Source organism: Variovorax sp. RCC_210 (assembly GCF_041355175.1).
GTDB lineage: Bacteria > Pseudomonadota > Gammaproteobacteria > Burkholderiales > Burkholderiaceae_C > Variovorax.
Genome location: NZ_JBFUPJ010000015.1, coordinates 202,970 through 224,033, shown reverse-complemented (window position 1 = coordinate 224,033; position 21,064 = coordinate 202,970). Strand labels below are relative to the sequence as shown.

Below are 21,064 nucleotides of genomic sequence, written 5' to 3'. Positions count from 1 at the left end.
AACGTCATCAGCGCTGGTAGGTACGCCTCCGAGCCAGTTGGTAGCGTCAAGCCAGCTGCCCGTGTTCCCCGCCCAGTCGACGGCATGGGCAGCAGGCGACAGTGCCGCAGTCAGCAGCGCAGCACTGATGGCCAGCGCGCCTCCGAAGCCGGACGATTTTGCGGTTTCACTTACGGCCTGGCGCGCGCCGGTACGACGATTGATGACGATGCGGTGAGTTCGGTTCATGACGATGACTGCCTCGCAAGCGCCAGGCATTTGCTTTTTGGTAAAGAGGAACGGGCAATCCATTCCAGCAGAGATCTCCAAATGTAAACAAAAGCAACTGTGTTGTCTCTGCGTGTTTTCCTCATCCAATCCCCCGCCCTCGCCCCTCGAGCGCGTTGCGGTGATGTGCATCGCCGTACGGGTCCGTGGGTTGCGCCCGCGCCGCTGGCATGTCGCACGGCGTCAGCTCGCCGTGCGCTGAACAGGGGCTACCCCAAACGCCGCGCGCTGCTGTCGCACATATCCAACAGCGGCTGCTCAATGAGCCGCCTTGCAGTTTTCAAGTTGACGCGGCGGCCGCGTAGGCTCGCAACGACTGCGGTATTCCAGAACCTGAGTTCGAGGCGTGCTTGGACTCGGTGCGCCGCCAGACGCTGCGACGGCAAGAAGCCGGAAGCCTGACTGCCCATGGTTGGATCAAGGAAACGAAGACGGCCACCGCGAAGAGCGGAAGATGCGCTGCGACGAACGATCGGAAGCCACTGCCGACGCAACTCGGCTCCTACGGACGTCAGACCTACCGTTGTCGTCAGCGCGCGAAACAACGTTGGCCCCATGGGCGCGGGCAAAGCGATTGCCCTTGCGAACTCGCGCCGCCTACCCCACATGGACGCCAGGCGACACGCCGAACCCATCGCACGGTGAGGCCGGCAGCGTTGCGATGCGGTTCTGTGCGGTCTCGATGGCCCAGAGCGCGCGGCTCGACCTTGAACGCATCGGGCCGATCCAGGTACTGCGTGCCGTAAGCGAAGTTCATCGCATCGGGCTCGCTGGCAGCACCCTGTGCGCGCGCCAGCCGGCCTGCGGGCACGAAGCGATGGGCCGGGTCTTGGCTGACAGGGATGTGCGCGAAGACCGTCACGTCTCGAAATGGTCGACGAGATGCCATCAGTGCGGCCCTGCCTGGTTGGGTGCTGCTCGAACCCGCAGGCATCTAGCAATCGAGGTCATTGAGCTCTTCTTACTGAGGACTCGCAAATCGCTGTGTGCGCTCCTGCGAACGCAGCATGGTCAGCGCGAGCAACCTCCCTTCGAGCAGCGCGTGCAGCGTGACGGCGGGAGCGATCGCGTTCAGATAGCGCAGGATCTGGCCCATGGTTCGGCCCGGATCTCCTTTTTCGATGAGTACGACCGTCGAGCGCGAGAGCCCTGCGCGGGCGGCGACATCCGCTTGCTGCAGCCGATAGGCTTGGCGTAACTCTGTCAGGCGTTGACGCAGCCCTGCTGCCGCGGTCATGCGAGCCGCCTGAAGCAGAGGCGTCTCGTCATATTTCATGATGTCTCCAATGACATTCCTTAGCTTGTTTCGTGACTGGAATTACAGACATTTATCGTCGCTGGGCGAAAGACCGCAATCCCAGTCAGAACGGATTTAAAGCCTGTGATTACGGACACGCATGCGGCTAGGCCGTTGCTCGACTGAGGCACTCTACGACTATCGCCTGCATCCGCATGCGGCGACGTTTCTGCAGTTGTGCTTGGCCAGGCGCCACGGGCCGACTCGGGCAAGATCGACGCATGCAACATCCCACACCGCCCGGGCGATGGCCCACGGCCCTGTACACCGCGGTCCCTCTGGTCGTCCTCGCATTCGGTCACACGCTCTCGAACCTCCTGCGCACCCTGCCCGCGATGGCCACTGACGTCATGTCGCTGGACATGGGCACGACCACCGCACTGCTGGGGCTGCTGACGGGTGCCTACCACCTGTTCTTTGCGCTGGGTCAGTTGCCCGCAGGCGTGATGCTCGACCGTCTAGGCGTGCGCACCGTGTCGCTGTCGCTATTTGCGATGACGGCGCTGGGCTGCGTCGCCGCGGCGCTGGCACGCGGGCCGGTGGGCTTCTTCGCGGCGCAGGCGCTGCTGGGCATCGGTTGCTGCGGCATGCTGCTGTGCCCATTCGCACTGGCGGCGCGTACGCTGCCGCCGGCGCGCTTCGCCCTGTGGTCTGGGTTCATCCTGAGCATCGGCAACTGCGGCATGCTGCTGTCCGCGACGCCCACGGCTTGGCTGATCGAACGCCACGGCTGGCGCGCGAGCTTCTGGGTGGCCACCGCCATGGCGCTTGGCATCGGCGCTCTCGTGGCGCTAGTGGTACCGCGCAGCGACAGGGCCGCCGCGTCCCCTGCGCGCCGGCTGGGCACGGAGCTGCGCCAGGTGCTGACGATCACCGCGTCCCCGTCCCTGCGCGGCCCCGTGGTGCTGGCCTTCACCTCGCTGGCCGCGGTGCTAGCCGTGCGCGGGGTCTGGGGGGGGCCCTGGTTCATGGAAGTCAAGGGCCTGTCGCGCATCGATGCCGGCAACGCGCTGATTCCGCTGACGCTGGCCGTAGCCATCGGCCCACTGGTCGCGGGCACCCTTGACAGGCTGACCGGTGCGCGCCGGGCCTTGCTCGCGGGCAGTCACCTGGCCGCCGGGGGGTTGCTACTCGTAGTAGTTGCTGCTGCGACCCTGGGCGATGGCCCGCTGCACGGCTGGCGCGCGTCGGCGTCCTTCGATGCCTGGGTCTTCTTCGTCTTCGGCTGCTGCATGTCGACGCAGCCGCTGCTCTTTGCAATGGGCCAGTCCGCCACGCCACGCGAGAGCGCGGGCAAGGCGCTCGCCGCGCTCAACCTCATGTTTTTCTGCGGCACGGCCTTCCATCAACTGGCGAGCGGCGCGATCGCCTCGGCGTTCGGCCTGGCACCGGTGTTCACCTACTTCGCGCTATTCCTGAGCGCCTCGGCGCTGCTGTTCCTGCGCTGCACCCGGCGCGCGCCCGCGTCCCTGGACGCACCGCTAGCGCGCGCCGATTGAGGCCGGCCGCGCAAGGCATCGGCCGTTCGATGCCGGCGCTTCACGTCGAGTCACCGTTCTGAGCAAACCATTAAATTGGCGCGATGCAAGCAACATCTGACCGCGACCGGTGACGGCTGCGAAGTCATACGGTTGGTCACCGACAGTTAGGTCTCTCAGCCACCAGCGCATATGCGCCCAGCAGCAATCTCTTCTTCGCTCAACCCCTCGCTCGATTACACCGACGCGAGCACATCGATTGCCGCCTGCCCCCAAGCAAACCCAAAGGGGCTGAACATTGCGTGCTCTATCGCATCAACGCCTGCATCAGCAGGCGGCTTGCTGGCGTGGGCTCACCGAGTGCGTGTATCGCCAGATAACTCACGCGATGCGCCCACGGCTCGTCCAGCGGCACGAACGCAAGATTCCCGAACCGCGCCTGTTGCTCGAGACTCGCCTGCGGAAGCAGTCCGATGCCCAGCCCGCACTGCACCATTCGGCTGGCCGAATCCAGGCCCTTGACCTGGATACGTGTGCGCAGGCGAACGCCATGCGTGAGCGCCTCCTTGGCCACACGGGCCGCCAGCGCGGTGCCCGGCGGCAACTCAACCCACTCTTCTTCCAGCAATTGCTCGAAGCGCAAACGCTTGCGCCTCGCGAGCCGGTGACTCGTTGGCAGGATCACGACCAGCCGCTCGTCTCGGTAAGGGTGCAGCGAAAGACCCGGAATCTCTCCGTCGGCCACAAACACGCCCACATCGGCGCGCTGCTGCAAAAGCAGCTCGATGATTTCTGCGCTCGTGTGTTCGGCCAGTTCCACCTTGATGTTCGGATGCTGGCCGAGAAACAACGCAAGGTCCTGAGGCAGGTGCTGCACGATGGCCGAGATCGACGCCACGAGCCGGATGCGACCGGACACGCCAGCCTGGAGGTCCTGCAGTTCTTCGTCGAGGGCCTCGACGTTATCCATCATCGCGTGCGCGCAGCGAGCAATTGAGAGGCCTGCGGCAGTCAGCACCGCGCCCCGCGCCGTGCGCTCTAGCACCGGGATGCCCATGGCGGCCTCGAGTTGGGTGATGCGACGGCTGGCGGCCGAAGGCACGATATGCAGCGTTGCCGCGGCACGCGACAAACTGCCTTCCCTTTCGATGGCGGTGATCAGCCTCAACGTTGCCAAATTGAGATTGTCCAGTAAGGGGCGTCTTATTTTCATCGGGTATACGTTGCCGAAATGGCAAGGCCGCTGTGCATAAATGTCGCTGGGCAGATGGTGGCGACTGCGTCAGCATGCGAGCCATTCCAACATCAGAGACAAGCATTTGCCCATGCAACAAATCCTGAATCTACGCGATCTCACGATGATCGAGCGCACTCATGCGCGCGGCGGCCGCTTCCGCTACTACCCACTTTTGTCGGGCAAGGAAGGTACGCCAGGCAACTTCTTTCTGCAGCTCTCCAATACCTTCAACGACTTCGATTCTCCACGCCATCGCCACAACTTCGATCAGGTGCGAGTGCAACTTGAAGGCGATGCCGACTTCTCCCGCGACGGCGTCATGACGCCGGGAATGGTCGGGTATTTTCCCGAGGGCGTGTACTACGGCCCACAAAGCATCAAAGGTGAGTCGCTCACCCTGGTGCTGCAATTCGGCGGCGCGAGCCGTAACGGCTATCTTTCGGAAGAGGCCTTCCAGCACGGCATCAGCGAACTGAAGGAAACCGGTCGCTTCGAGGCGGGCGTCTACAAAGTCGCCAAGCCTGAGGGTGGCACGCGCAACCAGGACGCCTACGAAGCAGTGTGGGAGCATGTGAATAGACGCGATATGCGCTACCCCGAGAGCCGCTACGACAAGCCGGTTTTCATGCGCCCCGCCGCCGCTGACTGGCTGGCCGACGACGCACGCCCGGGCGTTTCGCGCAAGCACCTGGGAACCTTCTCCGAGGCACAAACGACTCTGTCGCAGATTGCACTGGCCAAGGGCAGCGCGGTGGAGATACCTCCGAACACCATCGTGTTCGTGCTTCAGGGTAAAGGACAGGCCGGCGCCGGTGACCGTTGGGAAGCACGCTCCTCGCTGTACAGCGGCGACACGGACGCAGTGCTGACAGCCGAGGACGCCAGCGAGTTGCTGCAAATTAGCTTGCCGAGGCTGTGAACATGGTCGAACGCCACTTCAACAGCGGTCGACGCCGCGCTCTTCTCGGCCTGGGTACCGCGCTGATAAGCACACCCATGCCCCACGCGTGGGCCAAAGACTTTCCGAGCCGAGCGATTTCGCTTGTGGTGCCGTTTCCCCCCGGCGGCGGCTTCGACACCATCGCACGGCCCTTCGCAGACCGGCTGGGCAAGGCTTTGGGGCAAAGCGTGATCGTCGACAATCGTCCGGGCAGCGGCGGCAACATGGGTACCGATGTCGTCGCGCGCGCGGCATCCGACGGCTATACGCTGCTGTTCGCCAACGACTATCTTTCGACCAATCCGAGCGTGAATCGCAACGTGCGCTATGACCCCCTGAGAGATTTCGTACCGGTGAGCATGGTTGGCACCACGCAGGTGGTAATGGCAGTGCGACCGGACTTTCCGGCGAGGAGTTTTGAGGAGCTGGTGGCACTGTCGAAGCAGCGCTCGCTGAGCTATGGCACACCTGGCGCAGGCACGTCCCCCCACTTGGTGGGCGAGTACCTCTCGACGATCTCGCCGCTGCGGTCCTTGCACGTCCCCTACAAAGGCACCGCGCCGGCGGTGAACGATGCCATGGGCGGCCAGATCGACATGGTCTATGCCACGTCGCCCTCGGTCGCCCCGCAGATCGCCGCGGGCAAGCTGCGCGGCCTTGCGGTATTTGGCGAGCATCGCAGTACCCAACTGCCCGACGTACCCACGCTGCAGGAGATCGGCGGGCCCCCGGTCAACTACGAAGTCTGGTATTGCGTACTGGCGCCCGCCTCAGTGCCGGCACCCGTGCTTGCGGCCGTGCGCGAGGCGACGCGCAAGGCGCTCGATGCGGATCTGGCCGCGCGGCTGGCGAAGCTCGGCTATGCGGTAAGGCAGAGCGGCCCCGAAGAGGTAACGCGCGCGATTCGCGACGGCCTGCAGCGCTGGAAGACTGTGGTTGCGAAAGCGAAGGTCTCCATCGAATAATGCGACAGCGCAGAGTTCGGAGACCTGGCTTTACTACGCCAACCAAAAGGGCGCGACACACGCTTTTGCGAACGCATCGCGCAGCGTCGCGCGCGGCTGCCGCGATTGCGGGCTTTCGACCGCTACAACGCACCACATCCGCAGCAGCGCCGGGGAATCGGCTACCAGTCGGACCGCTACATCGACGCTGGCGTGGTGGACGACGCGTTGATCGCCTAAAAGCACTCGCCTTGCGCTGCCCTCCAACCGCCTGATCCCGGCCCCCTTGGAGAGATGTTCATCGCTGGCTGCGAGGACGTCGGCATCTGACGCAAAACCGTGAACACGCTGCTCGGCGGCTTCTTCGTGCTGCTGCTGGCCAGTGCCCTGTTCTCCGGTGTGATGAGCCGCCTGACCCGCAACTCGGTGCCCCCCGCCGTGGCTGCGAGCACCGACAACAGCGGCAACGGCACGGTCGGCGCGGGCGCGCCTCCCGCGACGCCCGAAGCGGTGCTGGCCTACGAATATCGGGTCGCGCAAGCGTACCGGCGCCGTGACGCTTGACAGCCGCGAGAGCGCCGAGGAGTTCGCGCACGAGTCCAACTGGTTGCAGGTCGGCGACAGCGATGCGGTCGCCTTGCGGGCCACACGCGCCACGCGCCGCCAGGACAAGGGCCTGTGGTCGCGCAAGGACGACACGCTGATGGCCTGCTTGCGTGCCGAGCGTGCCGCGGCGTCGGGTGCCGGCCGACCTGAGGATGCACCCCACTGCCTTCCGTCGAAGCCGGAAGCAGGCAGTTCACCGCCTGCTTCGGTGCGCCCCGGCACGGCGAAGTGAGAGATATGCAGCCCGGCCGCTGCCCGCGTCCTCCAGGCATCTCTCGCGCCCCATCTTCAGGAAACACGCGCTGCCCCGACTATCATGGTTTTCAACACAAGGGAGACGAATGAAAAACATGGCTCGAATGCTCATGCTCACTGGCGCGATCACGCTGCTGATTGGCGCCATTCTTGGCTTCACCGGAGGCCCGCCAGAGGCGGATGCCGCGCTCGCGGCGCAGTGCCGGACGAAGATGACGGCTCGGAACGCGGACACCGCCCTGCTGGCCCAGTGCAAGGAAGTTGCCTTCGCGACCGCGATGACGGCCACGGACGCCAACGCCGCGGCAAAGGCGATCAGCGCAGCCAACAACCGCGAAATCGGTGGTAACTCTTTCGCCCTGTTCCTGATGGGCTTTGGCGTCGTGCTGCTGATGGTCGGCTTTCTTCAGGGACGAAAGCGCCAAGGCGCGTCCGACTGACAGGCGCCGCTTGCTGAATCACCAGCGCAGCCTGGCCAGATCCAGTCGCCCGCTCAGCCTGAACAGTTTGGAACCAAGACGGAGAACACGCCGATGATCGAGTTTTTTCATACCAAGGATCGCCTTCGTTTTCTGCTGTTGGTCGGCGCAATCGCCTTGCCGATACTCCTGGTTTCTGCGTGGTTTGTGAGCCGCATCGAGAGTTCGGCAGCCGCCAACGGCGAACCGAACGAGAGGGGCGGCCTGCATTACCGCATCCAGGAAAAAGGCGGCGCCAAGGCCCTGCCTCCCGCGCTGGCGCGCCTGATCTCGGTCCCGCCGAATACTGCGATGACTGACGTAAGCGCGGACACGGACAGTGCTGGGCGCCTGACGAGCGCGTCAATCAAGGCCTTCAGTACCGATAATTTCAAGACGGTCGCCGAGTTTCACAGGGCTACGCTTGCACCTGTGACAGACGACAGCACGAGCAGGATCTGGGGCATGCGCGACGGTTACGAGATCAAGATCTCCCAGGAATTAAAGTATTTCGATAACGATCCGTACAGAGACCGTACGAAGATCGAGTACTACGTCACTCCGACGAAAAAGTGACGCCTTGGCCGGGTCCGACCGAAGCGCTGCAACCACCCCGCAAAGTGATTGTTGCGACGGCGCGGGCTCAAGGCGTTCACGCAAGCAGCGCACGGTCCAGGTGCAACAGCCGCGCAATTGGCGCTCCTGCGCGGGCGAACTCATTCAGGTCAACGAAAGTGGCCCGCATGGTCCGAAAAACGTAGGCCGGCTTGCACGCTTCACGTGTTCACCCGATGACGCGACAAGCCCGCTCATACAGCAGCGCTTCATATCGACCGAATCCGCCTTTTCCTACTTTGGCGGCATGCGAATCACCGGATCGCATCGCCGGATGCACCAGAACGCCTGCCCTCCGGCTTCCCCCCACCTGCGCGCGTCGGTTGATCAGGCCTGGCTTGCACTTGCCGCCAGTGACCATCCGAGCGCAGTGTGTCACGCACCCGCCTCCCGGGTTTGCCCCAAGCCGCCTTCATCCATTGATATGCATGATATTGCATAGATTGCTGGGTGCCGCCCAACAGGTCAGGCAATAAATTGCTCGCAGCCAAAAGCACGTTGCTGCTCAAGCGGCGCGTCGGGTCAATCCAGGTGATCGAACCGGTGACCGTCTGGAAAACATCTCAGGGGACAGCCATGAAGATTGGCAGACTTTCAAATCGTTGGATTGCGGGATGCAGCGTCACCGTGTGGGCTATGTTGCTTGCCGGGTGCGGAGGGGGCGGCAGTGGCGTCCTTGTTGCCGCCCTGCCAACCAAGGCGACGCTCGCGCAGGCGTGCGCTGGCATGGCCGGTCGAATGGTCTCGGCGGGCCAGATCGGCCTTGCAAGCGGAGACGCCAGGGTGTCGTCGGCCGTGCTGGTGCCCGAAGTCCACTCCGCCCCTGCATTCGCCGAATACTGCAAGGTTCAAGGTTCGATCGCGCCCCTCACGGCGGGTGCAGATCCGATTCGCTTTCAACTCAACCTGCCGACCACCTGGAACGGCAAGGCGGTCATGGTGGGCGGAGGCGGCTTCAACGGCACAGTGATCGACGCTGTTGCCCCGCTTCGCGACGCGGCGCCCGGCCAAGCGCAGCCGGTCACCCAGGGTTTCGCGACCTTTGGCACCGACTCCGGTCACGACGGCACAACGTACGGAGCGACAGACCCCGCCAAATTCGCACTGAACGACGAGATGCTCCTGAACTTTGCGCATCAGTCATACAAGAAGGTCAAGGACGTCGCGCACGGGTTGATGCAGCAGTACTACCGGCGCGCACCGTCCAAACAGTATTTCTACGGCGGCTCGGAGGGCGGGCGCGAAGGTCTCACCATGGCCCAGCGCTATCCGCAAGACTTCGATGGCATCGTGTCCGTGGTGCCAGTCATCCACTGGACAGGGCTTTTCAACAGCTTCATCAACTACCAATTGCCGCAGTTTTCCGGGGGCGCAATCAACGCCGGCAAGGTACGCGTGCTCGCCAACCACGTGAACAACGCATGCGACGCGCTCGACAACAGTGCCGACGGCGTGGTGAGCAACTATCTCGCTTGCCCGTCGCGTGTCGACCTGCAGACCTTGCGCTGCCCTGGCGGCAAGGACACCGGGGACACCTGCCTTTCTGACGCGCAACTTGCCGTGCTCAAGGCATCGTACGGACCGACCGTGATGCCTTTCCCGCTCGCCAACGCGCTCACTACCTATCCCGGTCGCTTGTACGGCGGCGAGATCCAGTTGGGCGGCGAAGGCGTGGGACGCTGGGTGACGACAGGCCTCGTTCCCAATCTGCCGCCGACTGTGGCCGATGCTCGCGGTGTGATCTACGGCAGCAGCTATGCCCGCTACGTGATCGCCAAAGACGCAGGCTTCGACATCCGCACGTGGAACGCGTCGAACTTCCAAGCGCGCATTCAGGCGGTGTCCGCGCTCATGGACTCGACCGACCCCGATCTCGCGGCGTTCCGCGCACGCGGGGGAAAGCTCATCATTCGAGAGAACGCCGGGGATTGGGCGCAGAGCCCTCTGGCTGGCATTCAGTACTACCAGAGCGTGGTCGACAAGCTGACGCTGCCCGTTGTGGAAGAGTTCGTGCGACTGTACGTGTCAACCGCGTCCAATCACGGCGGCACCGCGGCGAGCCTCACAACGGGCGTCGAGATTCCCACAAACCACGATTTGCTCACCGCGCTCGATCACTGGGTCATGAGCGGCAGCGCACCGGCCGACGCGCTCGTGCAGGTGCGCAACGCGTCCGCCGCCCCTTTCACCACCCTTGCAACGCGCCCGATGTGCCGCTACCCGAACTACCCGGCTTATGTTTTGGGCGATGCAACAAGGGCACAGAGTTATCGCTGCGCTGCGCCATAGCTCGGCGTGAGGCGGATACAGTCGATCTTCGCGACACATCGCCGCCCCGCTCCCACATGGGCCGAACCCGAAAAAATCCGCCCCCGGGCTGAGGACCTCCGTCCAGATGCGCGTCCTCCCGTGCGCTTTGCTCGAGGGTGACGAGGCGCTCGGGACAGGCCTTGCGCTCTCGCCCGCAATGCCTTTGGGGCCTGGCAACCGCACCTGTTGGAGGGAGACAGGCGCGCCTGCACCACGGTGAGGGCTGTGCGACGCATGAACAACCTTGGCCAGCGCCGCTTGGGCGCGAAGCCTCATGACGATCGGCTTCGCAGCTGCGGAAAGATCCGCGCAGGAGGCGGCGCAGGTCCCCCGAATACCTGGATTGGTGAGACATCTCGAGGGCCGCTGTATCACTCCGACGACGAATCTTCGAGTGACAAGGCCCGCTCCTGTACAGTGGGGCGAAAGGCATCTTCGATGCGGATCGGCTTTCGCCGGCGATTGCGGACTCGGGCGCCGATGCATTTCTCTCCACGTCCAGGAGATCCAGCTTTCCCTGCCTCGGACCCTTCGGGTCTGGCGCCTCCCTCACGTCGAGTGACATATGGGTGAGCGTCGCGCCGGGCTGCGCGCCCGGTGGCGCCTTCCGCGCGTGGCTCGGGTAGCTGGCACCGCACTCAGCGGCAGCATCGCCGTGTGGGTGCTGCTCGGTTACGCGTTGAACGTGCCCGGCATGTGGCGCCCGGTCGCCGGGTTGCCCGCAACCCACCCTTACACGGCGCTGTGCCTGTTGACCCTCACACTCTCGCTCGTGCCTGGAAGGACCACGGGGTTTCCCCGAGCGGTGGCCCGAATCGCGGTCGCCGCGGCGCTGTGCCTCGTTGCCGTCCGGCTGCTCGTGCCCCTGAGCGGTGAACGAATTTTCAGTGCCTTGACGCCGTTTGGCGCGGCGCTCGAGACGAATCGAGGGGTGACCGGCGAGGCCGTCTCGATGCCGCTGAATGTCGCCTGGACCCTGCTGCTGCTTGGTCTCGCAGAGGTCACGCGGCGGATGCGCTACTCCCTGGCCTCGCAACTGCTCGCCGCCTCCTCGTTGGCCATGCTTTTCGTGGCGCTCACCGGCTACCTCGCCGGCCTGTCGGTCTTCCAGGGGGCGATGGCCCCGTGGACCCTGGCGGGAACCGCGTCGCTGGCCATCGCGCTCTTGCTGGCAACTTCGCGCCGGTCCTTCATGAGGGCGCTCACAGCCTCGTCCGGGCCAGGGCGCCTGGCGCGCCGCCTGCTCGGCAGCACCACGCTGATCCTGGCGTTGAGCGTATGGCTCGTTTCGAGCTGGTTCGGCAACCCTGACGTCCGGCCGCCGTCCGACACGGTGCTGCTGGTCTATCAGAGCGCTTTCATCATCGCCCTGACCTGGGGCGTCGTCACCTTCATTACGTTGCGTGCCCATGGGATGGACCGCACGCGAGGCATCGCCGAGCGACTGACGCGACGAGCAGCGAATCGCGACGGCCTGACCGGGCTGCTCACGCGCAACAAGATGATGCATCTGCGGCGAACCGGGGCGGCGGCCGCGAGCGGATGCGCCAGCGAGTTGCTCATCGATCTGGATGGCTTTCGTGCCGTCAACGAAGCGTTCGGCCCCGAAGAGGGTGATCGTGTGCTGGTCGAGGTGGCGGCGCGGCTGCGTGCCGTTGCGGCCGGTCACCCGGTGGGTCGCATCGGCGGAGATGAGTTCGCCATTTTCTGCGCGGACCTGACAACGGAGCAAGCCAAGCAGTTAGGCCACGCAGTCACGCTCGCGCTCTCCCAGCCCTACAAGGTGCGCGGACGAAGCTTTCGCCTGGCTGCGAGCGTCGGAACCGCGCACACGCAAGACGCCGAGGGCACGGACCTCGCACAGGCAGCCGACCAGGCGATGTATGCGGCCAAGGCCCGTGGCGGCAACCAGGCCGTGGCGTTCGCGAGCGACATGCATGAGATGCGAAAGCAGGAGGTCGAACTCGAGCAGGACCTTCACCTGGCCTTGAACAACGACGACGAGCTCTGGCTTTCGTTTCAGCCCGTCGTCAACGTCACCGACGGCAAGGTGATGGCGGTGGAATCGCTCGCGCGGTGGCGTCACCCACGGCTCGGCGCCATCGCGCCGGACCGTTTCATCCCGTTGGCGGAGCGCAAGGGCCTGATTGCTGCACTGGGGCGCAAGCTGCTCGCACTGGCTGTCGACCAGGCCGCCGAGTGGGAGCACGCATCGCCGGGGCAGTGGCCGGTGATCAACGTGAACGTGTCGCCCGCACAGTTTGCTGCGGGCGATGTGATCTCGGAGCTGGTCGCACTGCTGGCAAGTCGGCGACTGCCCGCAGAGCGTTTCTGCATCGAAGTGACTGAAAGCGTGTTCGCCGACGCGCACGCGGTGACTGCCCTCCAGCGGGCCCGCCACCAGGGTTTCCGGGTGGCGATGGACGACTTCGGCGTGGGCTATTCCACACTGTCCCAACTCCCTCGGTTGCCGCTGACGTCCGTGAAGCTCGATCGAAGCTTCATCGCCAATGCCACGGAAAGCGCCGGCGACGCCATCATCTTCCAGTCCATTGTTCAGCTGGCGCACGCGTTGGAACTGGTAGTGGTTGCCGAGGGCGTGGAGACCCAGGCGCAGTTGGACCTGGCTGCGAGCTGCGGTTGCGACGGGGCACAGGGCTACTTGATCGCCCGTCCGATGGCAGCCGGCGACTTCGAGCACTGGGCGCAGCTCTGTACCGAGAATCGCACCCTGTGGCCAGTCGACGCCCTGTTCGATTGAGTTCGCTCCCGGTCTCGTCCCGGCTTGCGGCAAGCACTCCGCCCAGGGAGCGGCTCAGCCGCAGCAGGAGGGCTCACTGCAGCGAAGCCGGCGCTCAGGCCTCTATGCGGCAAGACGCTTCGCATGCACCAACAGCCTTGCAATTCGGCGCAGGAAGAGACCCGCGGCGCGTCCGACGGATGCCGCGCGCCGAGCATCCGTCCGCGTTAGCGAAACCACGCGCGAGGACAGTGCCCGTGGGGCAGCGGCCGGTTCCTTGCATGCGGGATGAGACAGCGCGTGACAATCTGAGAAACAGCATTCAAGCCTGAGATAGCCAGTGATGCGGGGCAAGCTGCCCTGCGCCGCAAGCCTGCGGTTCGCGTTCAGTGGCTAATCCCGTCGCAGACTGCACACAAGGCCGTAAGTGCCGGGTGACGGCGCACGATGCGCGTCTCCAGCGAGAAGGAATCCACGTTGATCCAGAGTACGGAACCCGCTTCTGAAGACACTGCCCCGAATGAGCCCATCGCGTTGGGCACGGTCGGTGCCGCCAGCCCTTCAACGAAGACCAGCGCCACGCGAACCTGTACCACTGCCTGGTGCTCGACACCACGGCGGAGCAGGCATACGACGATGTCACGATAGTCGCGTCGGCCGTGTGCAAGACCCCATCGCGCTCATCTCGCTCATCGACCAGGACCGCCAATGGGCAAGTCGCCCGTCGGACTGGAGACCAGCGAAACGCCTCGCGAGCTCGCGTTTTGTGCGCACGCCGTTTTGCAGCCGGACGAGGTGTTCGAGGTACAGGATGCCCACCTTGAACCTCGTTTTTCCGGCCGCTCTCTCGTAACGGGCGAACCCGGCATCCGTTTCGATGCGGGTGCACCGTTGGTCACCGTGGACGGGCTCCCGATCGGGACCGTCTGCGTGATCGATCGCGAACCGCGCGCCTTGTCGGCGTCCGAACGCAAGGCGCTGTAGTCGCTCGCCCGGCAGGTCGTCGCGCAGCGCGAGCTGCGCCAGGACCATGGCCGGTTTGGAGCTCGAGAGCATGACCGATCCGCTGAGCACACTGGAGCCGACGCAATCTGGACCGGCGATTGCATGCAGCCTGGGATCTTCGTGCCCGCGAGCGCTCACCGCTGAGTCTGCTGATGATCGACCTGGACCATTTCACGCGCATTAACGACAGCCACGGTCATCCTGCCGGCGATCGAGTGCTGGTGCAGACCGCGGCCATCATTCGCGACCAGATCGGCCACGACGGGCCGCCGCCCGTTTCGGGGGTGAGGAATTCTGCATCGTGCTGCCCGGTATGGATGCGGGAATGGCGCAGCGATGCGCCGAGCCACTGCGTCGCGCGCTCGAGCAGGCGTCCTGGCCTGATATCGAAGTGACTGCCAGTATCGGTGTCGCGACCGCTGCAGCTGACGAAGATGGTTCTCCCGACGTGATGCTCACGCGCGCGGACCGCGCACTCTACGTTGCCAAGCGAGACGGTCGCAACCGCGTGCGCCGCTTCGATGGATGGTCGTGGTCGCAATGCGTTGCTCGCGCTCGCGGAAAAAACTGCAGCAGGCACAAGCGGCCCTGAGCACATGGCCTCTTGGCTCTCTGGTGTGGGACATCGAGACCGCCAAGGCCGACCGACCTGAGGCGAGATTGCATCGCACCTCACAAGCCTTGCATCCATTTCGTGCGAACACCGGACGCGATGTTTGGCGCGCACTTGTGGAAGCTCCGGCAGCCTCCGCCGAGCACCACAGGCTGCGGTTCTCAAGGGAATGGCCTCATCGGCCAGAGCGGTCTCGTGGACCACGCTGTCAATGGAGGGATTCGATGCAGTTTGATGTTTCTGAGCACTACGTACTGGCTGCAGAGGACGTCGGCCGGGAGCCATGCATTGCTCCTTGAGAATCCCCAATGAGATGCACCATTTGGCCGATCGCTGGAGGACTCACCAGGGAAAGCGACGGCGACCTCGAGCAGCGGCTCGCGCAGCCCTGAGATTCCGCGCGGTGGGTGTGAGTCAAAATCCAGCCAAGCCGGACGTCTAACGCTCCGGGCACATTTCAGTCAATGCGGGCGCTCAATGAAATCCTATCAACGCGAACTTTTTGCCGACTATTTCCAGCTCTATCTACAGGACGAGGCTGCGGAGGCAAACTTGGGGGAGGCCTGGGATGAGGCAGCAACGCAGCGGATGTTTGCAGTCACAACCGGGATGATCGGCATCGGCACCACGCGCAACATGGAAGTCCCTGTCACGCTTGAGTTCCATGATGCAGAGCCTCCGCAGAATCTCCCAGATTTCGATCACGTCGTTGAAGGGGCGTTGGTCGTCACCACCGGCTCTCTGGTGCTCGCCGGCTGCACCGACTATTTTCCTGATGCCGAGCGCTTTGCGTTGGAGCCCGGCACCTACAGAGTCAGGCTGTCATGTTCTGGTCTGAATACGCTGTCGGCAGATGGGCTTGAGGGCAATGATCATTACCTTATTCAGCTCTGGCTGGGTTCCCCTCTTGAGCCAACTGTGCTGAAACAGCGCTCGGTTTGACCGCGGTGCCGAGGGCAGCCGCAAGCACACGCTCCCGCCAGGCCACCGAATCAACCTACCTGCCATGTTGCTTCAAATCATTTACACCGAAACCGCGATGTTCCTGTCGAAGAAGACCTACCCATCTTGGCGGGATATTCAGGATGAGTTCTTCGATTACAACGCGTCCCTTGGCCCTTGGGAAGCGGATGTCGTGACCGAGTATCTGCAGAATGGTTACCCCGACCTCGCCCCCTCGGCGGCTGCGCAGATCGCCGAACTGCTTGCGTCGGACTGCGCTCTCCTTCGGCTCACATTTCTGGCGGATCAAGGACCGAAGTCAGCCATCAGGGGCCATTCGCCCCACACGGGCGAAGCACGCCGCTCAGGTGGGAGAACGCGACGCCCGTAAACAGGCTGGCAACCACGCGCCACAAAGCGCCCGCGCCGAAGAGATTGGTTTCATCGCGCGCAATTCGGCTCGACCTTGATGCTCCGATGCACTTCCCTATGCCGCTGGTAGCGCCCATACAACGCCCATCAGAAGAACCACGCCGCGGCGGTGAATGCATGAGCGGCCTGGTCAATCCCTTTGGCTTTACCGCAGGCGTTTCGCCACCGGCCCAGCGGCGATCCGAGTGATGGGGCCGGCGCGGTGGAGGCATCGCTTGTCGCGCATGGCAGGCAAGGGCGGCGTGACCTGCTGGGCTTCATCGCCGTACTGCAGGGCGCCATCGTGTCGTTCAGGCCACCTTCGGTGCCGCGACTCATGCACATCGACCGCACGCTGTCGCAGAAGTCACCTATCGATCGTTGCGAAAGCAATGGGGCTGGTACCCCGAGGCTCCATCGTCAGGCAGACAGGCAGCCTGGCTTGCTATCGCCAGTGACTGCGCTCTAGCGCTGGAAAAGGCTCGGTCGCCTCCGGGGTGCTGGTTCGGCTTCATAGTCCGCTGCGTCGAACCCCGTTCGTTGCTTGAGGAGTTGCTCGCCGTCGATGCGCTCGGCCAAGCTGTCGATGTCCCTCGGCGTGACGCCAGCTTGCGCAAAGTGCTCCCGCCAAGTGTTCACTACGGCGATCACTGACGCCACCGCGGCTGCGGCTTGTCGGTTCGAAAGACCGAAGGCAACACACTGCGACATGGCATTCTTGAGGGTCGAGTCCCTGCCCTCAGCGCCACAAATAAATTCCTGATAGCCATGTCCCGAGTTTGTGGGGAGCACGTCGTAGGCTGGCGCAAGCTTCATCCTGCCGTTGGCGAAGGGGTTCGCCACCAGAAGCGAATGATTTTTTTCGTGGTCGTCGGTGTTGTCGATCAGAATGTTGAAGACCATGCGTCTAAAGAGCTCCTGCGCGTCTCGCTCATTGATGTCGTCCTGCGTGATGCCCACGCGGCGCAGGATCTGCGCAAGCGCGGGATAGCCCATCTCTGGCTCTGCGCCAGGCTGAGTGGCCGCCCTGATCGCAGTTGCGGCCGAGATGCTGTGGATTCTTCGTTCCTCGTCGCGGTCGAATCGGCGGATTGCAACGGCGTGCATGCCGATTAGGTCGACGACCCTGGTTTCCGCCACGGTGATGCCGGCCTTGGCGGCCAGCGTCATGGTCGCGTGCTCGATGAGCGGCGCGTCAACAGGTTCATTGTTGAAGAACTTGATGACCCACTGGTCCCCGCCAATGTCAATCAGCGCCTTGGGCTTCGCACCGCCCAGCGGACTCCCGCCCCTGGCGATGATCTTGGCTTCCAAGGCCGTAATAGGGTCCGACGCCTCGATCTTGGCAGCCACCTCGCTGAGGTATTGCGCGTCTTCCAATCGCGGCAGCGGGCCAGCGCCATGGGGGACGTAGGAGTCCTTGGATGTCGAGACTCCCAGCGCGCCAAATCGATCGTCGCCAGCGTAGTAAAGAAATTCCATCAAGGACAGACGGGCGGGCTTCACGACAAAGCGAATGACTTTTTCGCCCCAGCGGTCTGGCCGGGCATCGTCGACCGCCCCCACCGCGCGCTGCGCGTGCGCCTCCATTCGACCTGGAGGAAGGAACTCCGTATCGATGAGGGGCAGGTCTTCGCTCAGCGGAAATCCGCTTGCAAGCCACTCTTGGCCGTAGTGCAAGGAAACGCCCTTGCCTGCCGCGACCAGTTTCAGAGCGCCAACGTACCGCGGCCCGGCCAACTCGCCCAGGTGCCAAAGGTACAAGTCATCCAGCCGCATTTACGTTCTCTCTTGGCCTGCTGTGATGCGCACTTCGGCACTGGCGCGCGCACGTGCGCGACCTAGCTCCATGGCTTGGCGCACATCGAGTTCGATGGCGCCTTGATCATGCTCTGGCGCCGCAAGGTGAGCTAACTCCCCGTCGCGTCTGATCAGCCACAGAGCAGTGGCGACGATTCCGATGCTGACGCCTGGATCGCCGGCCTCAAGCCGCAACAATGTCGGCACGGTGATGCCGAGCCGTTTCGCCCAGGTCTTGAGCGATTCCTTGCGCCGCAGACGAGCCACCGCAAGATCAGCACCGAGCTTTTCCAGGGTGGCGATCGTTGAGGGTGGCAATTGACGAATGGCGCGAGCAGTCTTCGGCATACAAATAAAGTATAGCGAAAAAGACCATTAGGTTCAATTCTATTTGTACGAGGATTTCCGGCGGCCGCCGGGTCCTGAAGGCGGATGCGGGCTGAACAACCTGCCGAAACCCAACACCCCCGCATAGGCCGGCCAAAGAATCCGCCCGGAGCGGGCGTCCTAACGGCCAAGAGATTGGTCAACGCTGTGGTGCATCTCGTGCTTCGCCGACACGCGCGCCCTGTCAGCGCGTCGAAATCCCCATCATCAGCCGCTTTCTGATTCACCCCGGTCAGCACGCCGGCCCGACGCATCCCACATCCCGTGCATCAAAAACCAGAATGCCATGGTCGCAAGCTCAGCGCACAGACGGCGCGACCAGTGAAGCGAGGATGCCCAGTGACTGACGGAAAAAGCCGCGAGGACCCGCTCCTTGGCGAAGGACTCTGCACCGTAAAGCTTGCCAATCAGCTGCACGAAGCGTGTTCACGACTTGACCCGGCGAGCGAGCGGCCTTCGGGGTCGACTCCACACATACGATGAACGGTCGATGTACATGATCCCAACGCCCCAGGTGCATGAGACCACCGGCCTTCGCGATGCCGTTGTAGACCTCATAGCCGTCGGTGATGAACGTGGTGCCGTGACGAATGCCGGCATACAGTTTCTCGGCGCACGCGGCGCCGCGCGCTGGTGCATAGGCGAACAGTCGCACCGATGGACCCGCGCCACTTCCCGTTGGCGCCCACATAAACCTCTTCGTCTGGGCTTTGCGCCGGGCTCCTCCAGTGCCTGGACCGTGCTCTCTTCTCCGTAGATCAGGGACGACTCCAGCAGTGGTCTCTCGCGAAGCTCGGTTATGCGGTGAAGCCGAGCGGCCCCGAAGAGGTCACGCGGGTCATCCGCGACGGCATGCTGCGCTGGAAGGACGTGGTCGCGAAGGCGAACGTCTCCATGGACTAGCGGTGAAGCGCCAACAGGTTGTGGCCGGTGCTCATCCGGATTGGGTTTGAGAGGCTGGAAGTCGCCAAACACCCAATCCACCCAGGATGCCCAACCGGATCAACACCCCTGAGCATGCCCGCCACCTTTGTCCGCCGAATAGGGATGGCCAAGCGGCTCCTTGGGAATCTTGGGCAACGCCGAGGACTTGGCCGCGACCTACGGTTTATTCGTCTTGCTGATCGGCATACATGGTCCTGGCCGTCAGGCCATGCCTCGCACACAAAAGTCGGGACAGGCTCGCCGAAACACCTGTTCAGACCTGCGCCTCTTCAATGTCCGAAGAATTTCACGACGCGTGCAGCGGCCTGCTGTATCTGCTTCTGAATCATCGCTGCGGCGCCCTCCACGTCGTCTTTTCTCAGCGACGTGACGATGTCCTGGTGCGAGTGTTCCCACTCTTCGCTCAGGCCTGCCGAGGTCCATGCGAGTAGCAAGTAACGACTGATGATCACATAGAGCACGTCGACTTGCGCCTGCGTGCGCGGCCGTTCGGCGCGGCAGTAGAGCTGCTGATGGAATTCCCAGTGTCTTCTCGCGTGCGTCACGGCGTTTTCGTGCGCATGCCCTTCAGCGAGAAGCGCCTCTGCAGCGTCAAGTTGCTCGGGTATCAGCTTTGGCGCCGAGCAACGCAAGAGGTAAGGCTCCAGCATCAGTCGCAGATCGTGATCTCTCTGAAATTCTAAAGAGACAAGGGCGCAACGATCACGCCCTTGTGACGCTCGTTCACCAGCAGACCTTCGGAGGTCAGCATCTTGAGTGCCTCCCGAACGGGCACGGGAGCGCTCTTCGACTACCGCGCCCTTCCGACGTCTCGCCCAGAACCTACTGCACCTCGATGCCGAACTCCTGCATCCGCTTGACGATCACTTCGAAGTCCCGGTGGTAGTTCTGATCGAACTGCTCGGGCGTCGTGTTGAGCATCTCGAGGCCGCGCTCGATCATCTTTGACTGAACGTCCGGCATCGCGGCCGCGGCGCGCAGGGCGGTGGTCAATCGCTCGACCACCGCGGGCGGCGTTTTTGCTGGCGCGACAAACGCGATCCAGACCGCCGCTTCGAACAAGGGGTCGTCGAAACCGAGTTCGCGCATCGTCGGCACCTGCTGCAAAACGGCAGAGCGCTCGCGCCCCATGATCGCCAGCGGCACCACCTTGCCTGCCTGCACATGCTGGCGGGCGAGACCGGCCGAGGTGAGGCCGACGCTCACGGTGTTGCTCAACAGGTCGGCCATCACGGGTGCTTCCCCGCGCTGTGGCACATGGACCATGCGTGCGTCGAGCTTGCGATTGAGCGCCTCTCCTGCCAGGTGGCCCAGGCCGCCGGGTCCCCACGTACCGTAGCTCAGCTGCTGGCCTGGCTTTGCTGCCAGCTTCCGGAAGTCTTCCATGTTCTTCACCCCCAACTGCAGGTTGGCTGAGAGGATGGCAGGGCTGCGCACCACCTGCGTGAGAAAGACGAAATCGCGCTGCGGGTCGTAGGGCAGGCTCTTGTACAGCGCGACATTGTTGATCAGCGAATCGCCCAGCGTGACGGCGATCGTGTAGCCGTCGGGCGCGGCACGGGCGACCTCCCCCAAGCCGACGGCGCCGTTGGCCCCCGCCCGGTTGTCGACCACGACCGGCTGGCCCAGGGACTTGGCCACGCGCTCGCCGATGAGCCTCGCCACGAAATCATTCGCGCCACCGGCCTGCGCGGTGACGACGATGCGGATGGGCTTGGTCGGGAACGTGCCTTGAGCGAAGCCACCAAGGGGCAACGTGGCGAGGGCGGTCGTCAGGCTCAATGCCAGGAAGGTGCGGCGCATCGGGGTCTCCT

Annotated in this window: 21 protein-coding genes and 1 pseudogene; 14 read left to right on the top strand and 8 right to left on the bottom strand. The window is 63.8% G+C overall.

Going from position 1 to position 21,064, the window contains the following annotated elements; genetic code table 11:
* Positions 1-105: 105 nt before the first annotated feature.
* Positions 106-228, bottom strand: a pseudogene (locus AB6807_RS31845) (ESPR-type extended signal peptide-containing protein); the annotation flags it as partial.
* Positions 229-1,228: 1,000 nt separating this feature from the next.
* The gene (locus AB6807_RS31840) at positions 1,229-1,543 is read right to left on the bottom strand and encodes a helix-turn-helix transcriptional regulator (protein WP_371087702.1); all 315 of its coding nucleotides are present in this window, start codon (positions 1,541-1,543) and stop codon (positions 1,229-1,231) included.
* A 176-nt stretch (positions 1,544-1,719) separates the two neighbouring features.
* Between AB6807_RS31840 and AB6807_RS31835 the strand changes: the two genes are divergently transcribed.
* The gene (locus tag AB6807_RS31835) at positions 1,720-3,063 is read left to right on the top strand and encodes an MFS transporter (protein WP_116914495.1); all 1,344 of its coding nucleotides are present in this window, start codon (positions 1,720-1,722) and stop codon (positions 3,061-3,063) included.
* A 286-nt stretch (positions 3,064-3,349) separates the two neighbouring features.
* On the opposite strand, the gene AB6807_RS31830 is transcribed toward AB6807_RS31835, so the two are convergent.
* A complete protein-coding gene (locus tag AB6807_RS31830) occupies positions 3,350-4,255 on the bottom strand; it encodes a LysR family transcriptional regulator (protein WP_116914494.1) in 906 nt (301 codons plus the stop codon).
* A gap of 112 nt (positions 4,256-4,367) precedes the next feature.
* Here AB6807_RS31830 and AB6807_RS31825 point away from each other — a divergent pair, with 112 nt between their 5' ends.
* The 13 genes from AB6807_RS31825 (at position 4,368) to AB6807_RS31765 (ending at position 16,098) form a co-directional block, all read left to right on the top strand.
* The gene (locus AB6807_RS31825) at positions 4,368-5,198 is read left to right on the top strand and encodes a hypothetical protein (protein ID WP_132749219.1); all 831 of its coding nucleotides are present in this window, start codon (positions 4,368-4,370) and stop codon (positions 5,196-5,198) included.
* Between the two features lie 2 nt (positions 5,199-5,200).
* A complete protein-coding gene (locus AB6807_RS31820; RefSeq protein ID WP_116914492.1) occupies positions 5,201-6,184 on the top strand; it encodes a tripartite tricarboxylate transporter substrate binding protein in 984 nt (327 codons plus the stop codon).
* A gap of 318 nt (positions 6,185-6,502) precedes the next feature.
* Positions 6,503-6,727, top strand: coding sequence for a hypothetical protein (locus AB6807_RS31815; protein ID WP_116914491.1), 225 nt, complete (start codon positions 6,503-6,505; stop codon positions 6,725-6,727).
* Positions 6,717-7,001: a hypothetical protein gene (locus tag AB6807_RS31810; protein ID WP_116914490.1), complete on the top strand. Its 285-nt coding sequence runs from the start codon at positions 6,717-6,719 to the stop codon at positions 6,999-7,001. The genes AB6807_RS31815 and AB6807_RS31810 overlap by 11 nt, the downstream gene beginning before the upstream one ends.
* 109 nt (positions 7,002-7,110) lie before the next feature.
* A complete protein-coding gene (locus AB6807_RS31805; RefSeq protein WP_116914489.1) occupies positions 7,111-7,464 on the top strand; it encodes a hypothetical protein in 354 nt (117 codons plus the stop codon).
* A gap of 93 nt (positions 7,465-7,557) precedes the next feature.
* A complete protein-coding gene (locus AB6807_RS31800) occupies positions 7,558-8,058 on the top strand; it encodes a hypothetical protein (RefSeq protein ID WP_371087701.1) in 501 nt (166 codons plus the stop codon).
* Positions 8,059-8,574: 516 nt separating this feature from the next.
* Positions 8,575-10,386 (top strand): tannase/feruloyl esterase family alpha/beta hydrolase, encoded by a 1,812-nt coding sequence (locus AB6807_RS31795; protein WP_371087700.1) that lies wholly within the window; start codon positions 8,575-8,577, stop codon positions 10,384-10,386.
* Positions 10,387-10,972: 586 nt separating this feature from the next.
* Complete coding sequence (locus AB6807_RS31790; RefSeq protein WP_371087699.1) at positions 10,973-13,168, top strand: putative bifunctional diguanylate cyclase/phosphodiesterase; 2,196 nt, start codon at positions 10,973-10,975, stop codon at positions 13,166-13,168.
* A 687-nt stretch (positions 13,169-13,855) separates the two neighbouring features.
* Positions 13,856-14,131: a GAF domain-containing protein gene (locus AB6807_RS31785; protein WP_371087698.1), complete on the top strand. Its 276-nt coding sequence runs from the start codon at positions 13,856-13,858 to the stop codon at positions 14,129-14,131.
* 119 nt (positions 14,132-14,250) lie between these two features.
* Complete coding sequence (locus AB6807_RS31780) at positions 14,251-14,547, top strand: diguanylate cyclase (RefSeq protein ID WP_371087697.1); 297 nt, start codon at positions 14,251-14,253, stop codon at positions 14,545-14,547.
* On the top strand, positions 14,466-14,744 hold the full coding sequence (locus tag AB6807_RS31775; protein WP_371087696.1) for a diguanylate cyclase domain-containing protein: 279 nt from the start codon (positions 14,466-14,468) through the stop codon (positions 14,742-14,744). Before AB6807_RS31780 ends, AB6807_RS31775 begins: the two co-directional genes overlap by 82 nt.
* 498 nt (positions 14,745-15,242) lie before the next feature.
* Positions 15,243-15,707, top strand: coding sequence for a hypothetical protein (locus AB6807_RS31770; RefSeq protein ID WP_371087695.1), 465 nt, complete (start codon positions 15,243-15,245; stop codon positions 15,705-15,707).
* A gap of 64 nt (positions 15,708-15,771) precedes the next feature.
* Complete coding sequence (locus tag AB6807_RS31765; protein WP_371087694.1) at positions 15,772-16,098, top strand: hypothetical protein; 327 nt, start codon at positions 15,772-15,774, stop codon at positions 16,096-16,098.
* Positions 16,099-16,583: 485 nt separating this feature from the next.
* Here the strand turns inward: AB6807_RS31765 and AB6807_RS31760 are convergent, their stop codons facing one another.
* The 5 genes from AB6807_RS31760 to AB6807_RS31740 all read right to left on the bottom strand — a co-directional run bounded on the left by AB6807_RS31760 (position 16,584) and on the right by AB6807_RS31740 (position 21,053).
* Positions 16,584-17,897: a type II toxin-antitoxin system HipA family toxin gene (locus AB6807_RS31760; protein WP_371087693.1), complete on the bottom strand. Its 1,314-nt coding sequence runs from the start codon at positions 17,895-17,897 to the stop codon at positions 16,584-16,586.
* Complete coding sequence (locus tag AB6807_RS31755; RefSeq protein WP_371087692.1) at positions 17,898-18,266, bottom strand: XRE family transcriptional regulator; 369 nt, start codon at positions 18,264-18,266, stop codon at positions 17,898-17,900.
* A 337-nt stretch (positions 18,267-18,603) separates the two neighbouring features.
* Positions 18,604-18,996, bottom strand: a complete 393-nt coding sequence (locus AB6807_RS31750) for a transposase (RefSeq protein WP_371087691.1) — start codon at positions 18,994-18,996, stop codon at positions 18,604-18,606.
* 523 nt (positions 18,997-19,519) lie between these two features.
* The gene (locus tag AB6807_RS31745) at positions 19,520-19,900 is read right to left on the bottom strand and encodes an FCD domain-containing protein (protein ID WP_371087690.1); all 381 of its coding nucleotides are present in this window, start codon (positions 19,898-19,900) and stop codon (positions 19,520-19,522) included.
* Positions 19,901-20,072: 172 nt separating this feature from the next.
* Positions 20,073-21,053 carry a Bug family tripartite tricarboxylate transporter substrate binding protein gene (locus tag AB6807_RS31740; RefSeq protein WP_371087689.1) on the bottom strand — a complete coding sequence of 327 codons (981 nt, stop codon included), beginning with the start codon at positions 21,051-21,053 and terminating at the stop codon, positions 20,073-20,075.
* Between the last annotated feature and the right edge of the window lie 11 nt (positions 21,054-21,064).